Below are 12,345 nucleotides of genomic sequence, written 5' to 3'. Positions count from 1 at the left end.
GGTCTAGCCATTGCCATGACAATTCTCGGAGTGGCACTTGGTTACTACCTGCTTTGGAAAAGAACGCGGATAAGTGTTTACAAATAGGTACGAAGTGTGAATTCGCGAGTGTATTAATCATTACACAAAGTTAAGCTTGTCACCACAACACGCTTAAAGAAACTATGGCATAAACGCTCACATAGCAGCCTTATAGCCCATTTATTCCGTTCCTTAATTGCTTTGAAAGCTTGGTTTTTGAGTGCTATAATTTAATATAACTATGGCACATAACACATTATTGCGGGTAGGGTTGGTTCAGCCAGCCTTTCGGTTTAACAGCGAACTCAAAAGAGATTTAATAGCCGTACTGATGGATGATTCTAATAAATTTAATAGGGACAAACACGGGGACAAAATGGGGGACAAGACCTTCGATACATAGCGTAGATGCCTATATTAGCATTCAATATCGCAATACAATTAACAGAATTATTAACACATGTTGAACCTTAGTGTGGGAGTCTTACTGGTTGAAATACATGGGGTATAAGAGGCTAGAAATAAAGAAAGGGATGTCGCATCCACGCACATCCCTTTTCTAACCAAATATAAACCTGTATGAACGGGTTTTACTTTAAGTTTCCGTAGTACTCTACGAATTTAGCTAATGCATTAGAATAGCCCCATTCGTTATCATACCAAGAAACCACTTTAACGAAGTTATCATTCAATGAAATACCAGCTTTAGCGTCAAAAATTGATGCATGCTCATCACCGATAAAATCAGAAGAAACTACTTCGTCTTCAGTATATGCTAATACGCCTTTCAACTCACCTTCAGAGGCAGCTTTCATGGCTTTTTTTACGTCTTCGTAAGTAGCAGGTTTTTCCAAACGTACAGTAAGATCGACTACAGAAACGTCGGCTACAGGAACGCGGAAAGACATACCAGTTAATTTACCTTTTAATTCAGGAAGTACCAAGCCTACAGCTTTAGCAGCACCTGTTGATGAAGGGATGATGTTAGAGAAACCACCACGTCCGCCTCTCCAGTCTTTAGCTGAAGGACCGTCAACTGTTTTTTGAGTTGCAGTTACCGCGTGAATAGTACTCATTAAACCTTCTACTATACCAAAATTATCATTTAATACTTTAGCAATTGGTGCTAAGCAGTTAGTAGTACAAGATGCATTTGAAACGATCGTTTGGTCTGCAGTTAATTTATGATGATTTACACCCATTACATAAGTAGGGGTATCGTCTTTTGCCGGAGCAGAGAATACCACTCTTTTTGCACCTGCAGCAATGTGTTTTGCACCGTCTGCTTGAGTTAAGAATAAACCAGTCGACTCAATAACAGTTTCTACACCAACTTCATTCCATTTTAAGTTTGCCGGATCTTTTTCAGCAGTGATACGGATGGTTTTTCCGTTTACTACAAGATTTCCATTTTCTACAGCGATAGTACCATCAAAACGACCATGTGTAGTATCATACTTTAACATATAAGCCATGTAATCAGGCTCAACTAAGTCATTGATTGCAACGATATCTAATCCTCTTTTTAAAGCAGCTCTAAAAACCAGTCTGCCGATACGGCCAAAGCCGTTTATTCCAATTTTGCTCATCTTATTAATTTGAATAGTAGTTTAGTAAATTATATATTGGTTCTTTAGTAATTGATGTTATTTTTAATCCGTGTTTTTCTGCTGTTTCCCTTAGTTGCTCCTGAAATGTTCCTGCAACAAGACCTACAAAATGTATTTCCTTTCCAGGATGTAGTTTTATTGTTGGTAACAGATATATATTGRAGTAACTTTCAAACGCTTTATCTATTAGATCTAGTATATATTTATGGTTGCGGTTTTCAAGGAAAAAATCGAAGAAAGAACTGAAAAATTGCTGAGCCATTGGTTTTTTATACACACGCTCAAGTATTTGCGGTCTGTCCAGATTGTATTTAACCTCAAACTCACTTTGCAAATCTTTTGGTAATTTTTCCTGAAGAAAGGCTTTTACAAGAATCTTTCCCAGGTAGGTTGCTGAACCCTCGTCGCCCAGAATAAATCCAAGGCCAAAGTTATTTTTCTCGGGGCTTTTACCATCAAAATATGCACAGTTGGCACCACTGCCTAATATACCCACGATGCCACTGTTGTTGTAACACGCTGAAATTGCTGCTCCATATAGATCATCCTTAACGGTGATCTTGCTATACTTAAAGAAGATACCAAGCGTTTCTGCCAATTCGTTCCTTCTTTCTACTGAGGAAGCTCCTGCAGCAAACACATATATTTTCTTTATGCTTTCGGCATGATTAATCAGCGTAGCCTTCTTATTTAAAAATTGCAGTATTGCTTTTTGATCGTTAAAACAAGGGTTTATACCGGGCATAGTGCATTCGGCGATGGTTTTTCCATCCCGTGCAATTTTCCAGAACGCTGTTTTTGATCCGCTATAAACTACTGCAATCATATTTATATTGATAAGACTTTAGTCATTTCCAATAAATCACTTTCCAATTTAAAGCTATGCTTTGTAAGTGCTTCTTCAATAGTGGTGGTGTGTATATCATTACCACGCAGGCCAACCATTTGCATGGTGTTTCCTTTCAAAAGTTCATTTACAGCAGCAAAGCCAAGTCTGCTTCCAAGTATCCTGTCGAAACTACTCGGGCTGCCTCCACGTTGAAGATGGCCTAAGATAGTCACTTTTGTATCATAGTGGTTAAACCTCTCCTTAACTTTTTTGGCAATGTCAAAAGCTCCACCGTCTTTATGTCCTTCAGAAACAATAACTATGCTCGAAGATTTTTTAGTAGATGCACCTGCTTCCAGTTGCGCCACCAATTCATCAACACTAGTTTCCCTTTCAGGTAATAAAACAGCTTCTGCACCACTGGCAATTGCGCTTCTTAAGGCGATACACCCCGAATCTCTGCCCATTACTTCAATAAAGAACAACCTGTCATGCGAGTCGGCGGTATCTCTGATTTTGTCGATGGCTTCAATAACTGTATTTATTGCCGTATCATATCCTAAAGTAAAATCTGATCCGTATAAATCGTTATCAATAGTTCCGGGAATACCTATAACTTTTACGCCATGTTTCTTTGCAAATCTCTGGGCTCCTGTAAAAGTTCCATCTCCACCGATGACAATTAGTCCATCTATGTCTCTTGCTTTTAAATTTTCAAAAGCAATATCTAGTCCTTCTTCAGTTTTGAAATCCAGACAACGTGCTGTTTTTAATATTGTTCCTCCGAGGTGGATAATGTTACTTACGGACCTTGCATCCATTGGATTAATATTGTTGTTTATTAATCCCTGGTATCCCTGCAAAACTCCAAACATATTTATACCATTGTATATTCCGGTTCTTACTACAGCTCTAATACAAGCATTCATTCCCGGAGCATCTCCTCCAGATGTCAACACAGCGATATTTTTGATATTTGGTTTCATGATTTATTATACGAATATAGGGTGTATTTTTTACACTAAGTAATTTATTTTTTATTTTCTGTGTAATTTGGGGACAAGTATATTTATTTGCTTTAATATTTAAAAATTTAATATATTGAAACAGAATAATAAGTGTCTAGCTTGAACCCGGTTTCAAAGGAATGGAAAATATTGCTAAATTGGGATTCTTATCTATCTTTATGGAGAAATTCATGTTGTATAACGAGTAATTAGCGTAATTAATATTTAATATTTTGAAAGAAGTCTTACCAAAGTTTGATTCCACTTTTTCGATTGACTGTGTGGTGTTCGGATTCGACGAGGGAGAATTAAAGATCCTTTTAATCGAGAGAAATGAAGAGCCGTTTAAAGACTGGTGGGCATTGCCGGGTAATATTGTTGGAGAGGTTGAAAGTTTAGACCAATCGGCCTCCAGGATCTTAAACGAGCTTACCGGACTAAGTAACATTTATATGGAACAGTACTATACTTTTGGCGATGTTAACCGACATCCACAGGGAAGGGTAGTAAGTATTGCCTATTATGCACTTTTGCGTTTAGGTGGTGATAAGGCTGTAAAGCCTATTAGTACCTATGCAAAGCGGGCACACTGGATTAATGTAAAAGATTTGCCAAGGCTGGCATTTGACCATCAGCAGATTTTTGATAAAGGGCTTGAAAAGATAAAGCGCCGCATTAAACATCAACCAATAGCATTTGAGCTTTTGCCGGAGAAGTTTACACTAACCCAGCTGCAGAATGTTTATGAAATTATTTTGAACAAGAAATTGGATAAAAGAAATTTTAGAAAGAAAATGCTAAGCTTCGGCGTTTTACGAGACCTTCAGGAAAAGCAACAAGGTGTTTCCTTTAGGGCGGCTACCTTGTATAAATTTGACAAGAGGAAATATGCCAAATTGTTTGAAAAGGAGATTTCTTTTTAAGCATGTGCGATATAATAAAAATGGCCTGTATCATCAATGATACAGGCCATTTTTATTGTGCTTATTTTTAGCTATTACTTGTTGGCTACTAACAAGTGATAATCAACTAGATCATCTATAGGTGAGCGGATAACTTTACCAACACCCATCTCATATCTGTCTGCTACTATACTCAATATATCTCTAAAGCTATAACCAACAGAACCTACGCAGTTTAACGAATGCTCTTTATAGTTAGGATAATGAATTACAAGGTTTTCAAAGAATGCAGTAAATGCATATTCAACTGTGGAGAATGTATAATCTTCATAATTGTCTTTGAAATCATATAAAAACTTACTAAAGCTTGCGCAGAAGCGATTTGGCAATGGTTTGTTATAAATATGGTCAAAAATATCTTCGTTGGTTAATGCAAAGTTATCATAGAAGCTCTCTCTAAGGCCTTTTGGCATATAGCCTTTCATGTAGTCTGAAAGAATTCTTTTTCCAATGAAACAACCACTTCCCTCATCACCAAGGAAATATCCAAGTGAATCAATGTTTAAAGTGATGTCTTTTCCATCGTATAGACAAGAATTTGTTCCTGTTCCTAAGATTGCGGCAAAACCAGGTTCATCGCCTAATAATGCTCTGCATGAAGCTAATAAGTCGTGGCCGATATTGATTTCCGCATTTGGGAAAACCTGCTTCATTGCATCAGCAACAATTTTACGTTTGGCGTCTGTAGAACAGCCCGCTCCATAATAATTTACCTCTTTCAACTTGTCAGTTTCCAAGTGATCAGGTAAGGTTTTTCTTAATGACTCTACTATGTACTCTGTGCTCGAAAAKTACGGGTTATAGCCCTCTGTATTAAAATGAATTTTTCTACCAGCCTCATTAATTAAACACCAATTGGTTTTAGTTGAACCACCATCTGCAATAACTATCATCTTAATTTGATTTTTTCGGGATAAAAGTAAATAATCCTACAACTTTCGTATGGTTTTTTTTCATAAATTTAATTTTTTAGTTTTGGTTAGTTGTTAGTTTTCTGCCTTTAAATGCTTAAAAACAGTGTTTTTTTTAATTTTGCTCGTGATTTTTAGATTACCATATTGTTAAATAAACACTAAGGCTAAAATACACTTGTTATTTTAAAATCCAAATTATAAAATTTCTTGTTTTTATGAATTTAGGTTACAGCCGCTATAATAGTAGTTTTTTGGTTAAAAATGAACGATAATATGATTTTTATCTGTTTAAAGGCGTTGTTAATTCTTTTTTTATCTAAAGCCGTTATTTTATATTGTATTTTGTAATATTATCAATCTTTCTTTCATTAAGAACATTAAAAATAAATCTTTGTATTCAGTAAAAAATAACATGGCGATAAAAGTTGATTTTAGAAGTGATACAGTAACAAAACCTACAGCAGAAATGCGGGCAGCTATGATGAGTGCAAAAATAGGTGATGATGTTTTTGGCGAAGATGAGACAGTAAATGAATTGGAAAGGAAATTGGCGGGTATATTTAATATGGAAGCCGGATTGTTTTGCCCATCAGGTACAATGACCAATCAGATTGCAATTAAGTGTTTTACTCAGCCTATGGACGAGGTGATATGTGACCAAACATCTCATGTTTATCGTTATGAGGGTGGCGGTATTGCTTATCACTCTATGGCTTCAGTTCGCCTGTTATATGGAGACAGAGGGATATTAACACCGGAGTTAATTGAACCAGAAATAAATGAAAATAATATTCACTATCCAAACTCCAGCCTGGTAGTTTTAGAGAATACAGTAAATAAGGGCGGAGGCATAGCTTATACTTTAGATCAAATAGAACCGATCCATACACTTTGTAATATTAAAGGATTAAAACTTCATTTAGATGGGGCAAGGATATTTAATGCTTTAATTGCTACCGGCGATCATGCAAAGGACTACGGAAAGTATTTCGACGGAATATCGGTTTGCTTATCAAAGGGGCTTGGTGCTCCCGTAGGCTCTGTACTGCTAGGATCTCAGGAAACTATTAAAAAGGCAAGGAAGATACGTAAGGCATTTGGTGGCGGGATGAGACAGGCAGGTTTTTTAGCAGCAGCGGGAATCTATGCCTTAGACCATCATGTAGTGCGTTTAGCCATCGATCATCAGCATGCAGTTGCATTGGCAGGTGCTTTAAATGAAGTTAATTATGTGTCGTCTGTACTGCCTGTCCAAACAAATATAGTGCTGTTCGATGTGGCACCTGGATTTAGAGCTAATGATATCGTTCTTCTTTTGGCTGAAAAAGGTATTGCTTGTAATACTACTGGTCCAAATACGATCAGAATGGTCACCCATTTAGATGTTTCTTCGGAGATGATTGACATGGCAATCGAAAACATAATACATTTACATCCAATTGCCCATAAATAACTTTAACAGATGAATAAAATCCTTATAGCCAACAGAGGTGAGATCGCATTGCGCATTATGCGTTCTGCACGTGAAATGGGAATAAAAACAGTTGCTGTATTTTCTGAGGCTGATAGAGAAGCGTTACATGTACTTTATGCTGATGAAGCAATTTGCATTGGCCCGGCTCCGTCAAATCAATCTTACTTATTAGGAGAAAAAATAATAGAAGCCTGCAAGGCTAGCGGAGCTGAAGCAATACATCCTGGATATGGTTTCTTATCGGAAAATGCTGGCTTTGCAAGGTTAGTTAAAGAATCAGGATTAATTCTGATTGGGCCAACGCCTGAGGCAATGGAAATTATGGGAAATAAATTATCGGCCAAAGCAGCTGCTTTGAAATATAATATTCCCATGGTGCCGGGCACCGAAGAAGCAATTACCGATATTGAAGAAGCAAAGGCAAGAGCCATTGAAGTTGGATTCCCGATTCTGATTAAAGCTGCTGCCGGTGGCGGTGGAAAAGGAATGAGGGTGGTAGAGCAAGTGACCGACTTTGAAGAGCAAATGCAGTTGGCAGTTAGTGAAGCTACATCAGCCTTTGGTGATGGATCTGTATTTATTGAACGTTATGTTTCGTCGCCACGACATATAGAAATTCAAGTTCTTGGAGACACTCATGGTAATATTGTTCATTTATTTGAACGTGAATGCTCTATTCAAAGAAGACATCAGAAAGTAATTGAAGAAGCCCCATCTAGTATTTTAACTGAAGAAACTCGTCGAAAGATGGGAGCCTGTGCAGTAGATGTAGCGCGTTCTGTAAGTTATGTGGGTGCTGGAACAGTTGAGTTTATTCTGGATGAAAACCTCGATTTCTTTTTCCTTGAAATGAATACCAGACTTCAGGTAGAGCACCCCGTTACTGAAATGATAACCGGTTTGGATCTGGTAAAAGAACAGATTAAGATTGCCAGAGGTGAAAAACTTTCCTATAAACAAGAGGATTTGAAGATTAATGGGCATGCGCTTGAACTGAGAGTATATGCTGAAGATCCGGAAAACAATTTCTTGCCGGATATAGGCGTATTGCAAACATACAATACACCAAAGGGGAACGGAGTTCGTGTTGATGATGGTTTTAAACAGGGCATGGAAATTCCGATCTATTATGATCCAATGATTGCGAAGTTAATCACATACGGTAAGGATAGGGAAGAGGCAATTGAACGGATGATCCGTGCCATTGATGAATATGACATTACGGGTATAAAAACTACTCTTGCTTTTGGGAAATTTGTAATGCAGCACAATGCTTTTAAAGGTGGTAATTTTGATACTCATTTTGTAAGTAAATACTTTAGTGCAGAAAGTTTGAAAAATGAAGATGAGGATGAGGCCCTCATGGCAGCTTTAATTGCGGTAATTTCATTGAAAAAGCCCGATGTGGTGCCGATACAAAACCAGGTGGAAGTAGTGAGCAACTGGAGAAAAAATAGAGTTAAGTTTAATTAATAAATATGTTTACAGGAATAATAGAAACACTTGGGGAGGTTACAGATATAATGTCGGAAGGTACAAACAAACATTATATCGTACAATCGAATTTAAGTAATGAGCTAAAGATAGATCAAAGTGTTTCGCATAACGGGGTGTGCTTAACTGTGGTAGCGTTGTCAGAAAATACTCATACGGTTACGGCAATAGAAGAGACGCTGCAGAAAAGCAATCTCAATGAGTTAAGGATAGGTAATAAAGTAAATCTGGAGCGCTGCATGTTAATGAATGGACGATTGGACGGGCATATTGTTCAAGGCCACGTAGATCAAACAGCAGTATGCATTAAGAGAGCTGAGCTTGACGGGAGCTGGGAGTACAGGTTTAAGTATGATTCTAATAGTGGGAATGTTACCGTAGAAAAAGGATCTGTGTCAGTTAATGGTATCAGTTTAACGGTAGTAAATTCAGATATTGATGAATTCTCTGTATTCATAATACCTTACACCTTTGAACACACTAATTTACATGAGGTTAATGTAGGTAGCACAGTAAACCTTGAGTTTGATATTATAGGTAAATACGTTGCCAGACTAATAAACAGGTAGTTATCTTTTTAATTCGACAATCTTGTTTTTAATAAATCCGATCAGCTTTGTTTGCTCTTTAGGGTTGATTGTCTTTAAGTATTGCTCATAATAGTCAATTGCATTCTTCTTGTCGTTAAGCTTTGTTTCGTAGACAAGAGCAATATTATACAACAGGCTTCCATTGTTTTCGAATTGGAGGCCTTTTTTATATGCTGCATTTGCTTCAGTATTCTTGTTTACACCTTCAAATGAATCTCCAAGTAAGCCATAATAGCTGGCAATTTTGGTTGATATTCCTTCTTGTATTGCTTTTTCGAGGTAAGGAATAGCATTTTTATAATCTTTTAATCCTCTGTAGCTAAGTCCAATGGAATAATATAATGCTTCGCTATCCATCGACTTACTTTCTATTACTAAAAAATTCTTTAATGCATTTTTGTAATCAAGAATGAAAAAATAAGATTTTCCCAGATTATTGAGGACAAAGGTCGAGCTATCACCATAACTTAATAATTTCTCTCCGGTTTTGATAGCTTCATCATATTTTTTATTCGCCATACTAATAGGCATTTTCATTTTGAGCAGTTGCAGATTTGTGCTATCTGCATCTAAGGCCGGTTGTAATATATTACTTGCCTTGTCAAAAAAGTTCATTTTAAAATAGAGCTCGCACAAATCAAATACCACATCCGGATCAATAGGATTTATTTCATTCGCTTTTTTAAGATAACCTATTTTAGCCAGGTTCATTTCTCCCTTATTCAAATTGGCTAATTGCTTATATACAGTAAAATTTGTGCTATCGATTTTAAGGATATCCATGTAATATGCCTTGGCCTTTTCATCGTTTCCTCTTCTAAGGTTGATATTTGCAAGGCTAAACAATACTGGTAAGTTCTGAGGTTGTTTATCGTGGAGCTTTAAATAATTTTTTTCTGCTTCCGGAAGTTTGCCTGCCATCATATTGGCATAAGCAAGTTGCGATATTTCTTTTTCATCCTGAGTATCCTCAGCATAAATGCTTTTTAAATATTGAGCTGCATCGATATATTTTTGTGTTTGATAAAATTCCAGCAGTTTCTCATTATCAAGGACAGCTTTACTCTGTCCGTAAGTAATCTGACAAGAAATGACTGCAAAAAATACAAGAAGTGCTCTTTTCATACGGGTAATATTTAAACAACTAAAGTATTAGTTATTTATTGGTATTGCAAGTTTTGTCTCTATTTTTTTATGTATATAACGATGCCCGGATGATCTCATTATAAAAAATCAAAACATATTGGCAGGGTAATTGGTTGAATTATAATATAAAATGAATATTAATCTTAATTAAAATACGAATATGGATACTTTAAAGAAGTTTGAATTGATGCAGAAAATCGTAAGAGAATTAGAAGACTTACAGCACTCACAACAAGCAATAATTCAAAAAATAGGGAAAATTGAAGTTGATAATATAGAGCTTGGAGATAAAAGGTTAGAGAAGGATTTGCCTGATATGCATCAAAGAGTTTCAGATAATTTGGACACGATTGTTGGCATACTCGACTATTTTGCAGATAAAACTCAAAACTTTGGTAACAAAAACAATGTTGATGCCTTAAAAGAACAGCAAGCTATAAACGACGCCACAGGTAAATAAAAGTCTAAACGCAATGAAATGCCCGCAACTTGCGGGCATTTTACTTTAGATCTACCGGTAGATATATGCAAAAAGAAGAGCCTTTACCCAGTTCACTTCTGACTATAAGTTTGCCATCATTTTTCTCCATAAACTCTTTGCATATCACCAGGCCTAATCCTGTGCCTTTCTCATTCATTGTACCCCTTGTGGATATGTTATCTCCATTATGTATTTTTTGGAGTGCAATCTCTGACATTCCAACGCCGTTGTCCTCGATACGAAGTTCAATAAAGCCATTTTTGTATACAGCTGTTATATGTATTTCACAATTTTCATTACAAAACTTAATGGCGTTGTTTAATATGTTTCTAACTACAATCTGTATCATCAGTCTATCAGCATAAACCATCTCACCTGGAAAAACATCTTGTATTATTCGAATATTTTTTGCCTCTGCCGCTGGTAAGTGATAGTTGATTTCATTGACCAGGATATTTTTCAGATCAAAGAAGTCCCGATCGATTCCATAACCTTTTAATTGGCTTCTAGACCAATGCAAAATATTATCTAAAAGTTCTGTGGTATATAAAATGTCTCTGCTTAAAGTGGGCGACAGTGTTTTGAATTCTTCAATAGTAATTACATCGTCTGAGGTCATTTTAAGGATTTCTCCAAGGTTAACCAAAGGCCCTCGTAAATCATGAGCGATTATGGAAAATACCCTGTCTTTAAGTTGATTAAGCTGTTGAAGTTCTGTTGTCTGTGATTTAGAACGTAGCGCTTCCTTTCTTAATGTAGTAAGGTCCTGTAGTTTTATAATGACCGCCTCGCTGTTTAATTTAAGCTGATTTTCATTTAAAGTTCTGATTTCTGCTTCCAGTTCAAATGATCCGTTATGGTTTTCTATTTTTAATTCGATTTTCCCCGATTGCCTTTCTTTAATCAATGCAGCAAGCTTTTTGTGGTCGGGAAAAAGCGCTTCAATCTGAGTTCCTATTATTTTACTTTTCTTAATATCTGATAAGTATCTTCTAAAAGAAGAGTTATAATCAATTACCCTGTTTTTGCTATCCAGTATAACGAAACCATCTTGCATTAGTTCTAATACTTTTTCCCTTGCAACAGGTAAAATATCGAAGAGCTTAAAACGATAGATGGCAATGCTGATTAAAAATACTGTAATAATAAAAGCAAAAGGGGTAATATCGAGTTGACCGAAAGGTCTGAACCCCAAAAAATAGGTGATATTTGTTATCCAGGGTATAAATGCAGCTATTATTATACTATAATTTTGACTTTTGTAAATAGGGTCTGATTTGCGAAACGTGATAATTAATAAGTAGCTTCCAGTAGCCAATAACAGATAGAAATATAAAGTGAATATCCAAAATGATGGTCCCATTTCAAGAGCAACCATTGGAAAATCCCCTGTAGTGTCCATATGGTAACTTTTAAAATGTAAATGGTGATAATCATTTGTCCAAACCATTAATATGGGAATAACTGCTGTGGCAATTAGAATAAACATATTTATTTTATTCTGGTACCAATGATCCTTTCCTGATAGTTTTAAACAGAATAGAAGCCAGGATAATGGAAGCAGAGAGATACCTATATACTCAATACTTATCCAAAGTTTTGCTTGTTCAATTGTGGTGCTTGCTAACTCAAAGCCATACGCAAATGACCATATGGCACTTGAGAACATCATAATGCCAAAAAAGCGAACGGCTCCTCCTTCTTTTCTATAGATATAATAAGATAGCAGGAGAGTAGCTGTGCCAAATAAAATTAGAACAATCGAGTATAAATTAAATGTAAAATCCATTAAACAGCAGGGTAATAATAATGAGGGA

General features: G+C 36.2%; 11 protein-coding genes. 5 read left to right on the top strand and 6 right to left on the bottom strand.

Annotation, left to right across the window (positions count from 1 at the left end; all coding sequences use genetic code 11):
* Positions 1-611 precede the first annotated feature (611 nt).
* The 3 genes from gap to pfkA are packed head-to-tail and all read right to left on the bottom strand — an operon-like array spanning position 612 to position 3,446.
* Positions 612-1,610: a type I glyceraldehyde-3-phosphate dehydrogenase gene (gene gap, locus AC1DDK_RS02955; protein WP_337715680.1), complete on the bottom strand. Its 999-nt coding sequence runs from the start codon at positions 1,608-1,610 to the stop codon at positions 612-614.
* 4 nt (positions 1,611-1,614) lie between these two features.
* A complete protein-coding gene (locus tag AC1DDK_RS02950) occupies positions 1,615-2,457 on the bottom strand; it encodes a hypothetical protein (protein ID WP_477633819.1) in 843 nt (280 codons plus the stop codon).
* A 2-nt stretch (positions 2,458-2,459) separates the two neighbouring features.
* Positions 2,460-3,446, bottom strand: a complete 987-nt coding sequence (pfkA, locus tag AC1DDK_RS02945) for a 6-phosphofructokinase (protein WP_172660765.1) — start codon at positions 3,444-3,446, stop codon at positions 2,460-2,462.
* Positions 3,447-3,700: 254 nt separating this feature from the next.
* On the opposite strand from pfkA, the gene AC1DDK_RS02940 reads away from it, so the two are divergent.
* Positions 3,701-4,390 (top strand): NUDIX hydrolase, encoded by a 690-nt coding sequence (locus AC1DDK_RS02940; protein WP_048904234.1) that lies wholly within the window; start codon positions 3,701-3,703, stop codon positions 4,388-4,390.
* A gap of 74 nt (positions 4,391-4,464) precedes the next feature.
* On the opposite strand, the gene AC1DDK_RS02935 is transcribed toward AC1DDK_RS02940, so the two are convergent.
* Positions 4,465-5,322, bottom strand: a complete 858-nt coding sequence (locus tag AC1DDK_RS02935; RefSeq protein WP_477633818.1) for an N-acetylglucosamine kinase — start codon at positions 5,320-5,322, stop codon at positions 4,465-4,467.
* 433 nt (positions 5,323-5,755) lie between these two features.
* On the opposite strand from AC1DDK_RS02935, the gene AC1DDK_RS02930 reads away from it, so the two are divergent.
* From AC1DDK_RS02930 to AC1DDK_RS02920, 3 genes are read left to right on the top strand one after another with little or no spacing between them, the layout of a single operon-like run.
* Positions 5,756-6,796 carry a threonine aldolase family protein gene (locus AC1DDK_RS02930; RefSeq protein ID WP_172660764.1) on the top strand — a complete coding sequence of 347 codons (1,041 nt, stop codon included), beginning with the start codon at positions 5,756-5,758 and terminating at the stop codon, positions 6,794-6,796.
* Between the two features lie 9 nt (positions 6,797-6,805).
* The gene (gene accC, locus AC1DDK_RS02925; RefSeq protein ID WP_337715678.1) at positions 6,806-8,290 is read left to right on the top strand and encodes an acetyl-CoA carboxylase biotin carboxylase subunit; all 1,485 of its coding nucleotides are present in this window, start codon (positions 6,806-6,808) and stop codon (positions 8,288-8,290) included.
* 5 nt (positions 8,291-8,295) lie between these two features.
* Entirely contained in the window at positions 8,296-8,880 is a 585-nt protein-coding gene (locus AC1DDK_RS02920; RefSeq protein ID WP_288883791.1) for a riboflavin synthase, read from the top strand.
* Here the strand turns inward: AC1DDK_RS02920 and AC1DDK_RS02915 are convergent, their stop codons facing one another.
* Positions 8,881-10,026 carry a tetratricopeptide repeat protein gene (locus AC1DDK_RS02915; protein WP_288883790.1) on the bottom strand — a complete coding sequence of 382 codons (1,146 nt, stop codon included), beginning with the start codon at positions 10,024-10,026 and terminating at the stop codon, positions 8,881-8,883.
* A 181-nt stretch (positions 10,027-10,207) separates the two neighbouring features.
* Between AC1DDK_RS02915 and AC1DDK_RS02910 the strand changes: the two genes are divergently transcribed.
* Positions 10,208-10,507: a hypothetical protein gene (locus AC1DDK_RS02910; RefSeq protein WP_048904240.1), complete on the top strand. Its 300-nt coding sequence runs from the start codon at positions 10,208-10,210 to the stop codon at positions 10,505-10,507.
* 40 nt (positions 10,508-10,547) lie between these two features.
* On the opposite strand, the gene AC1DDK_RS02905 is transcribed toward AC1DDK_RS02910, so the two are convergent.
* Positions 10,548-12,317: a sensor histidine kinase gene (locus AC1DDK_RS02905; protein ID WP_337715676.1), complete on the bottom strand. Its 1,770-nt coding sequence runs from the start codon at positions 12,315-12,317 to the stop codon at positions 10,548-10,550.
* Positions 12,318-12,345 lie beyond the last annotated feature (28 nt).

The sequence above is a fragment of the Pedobacter sp. 05T44 genome, from assembly GCF_056395985.1.
The sequence above is the reverse complement of the archived record's forward strand: the minus strand, read 5'-3'. Positions and strand labels throughout refer to the sequence as shown.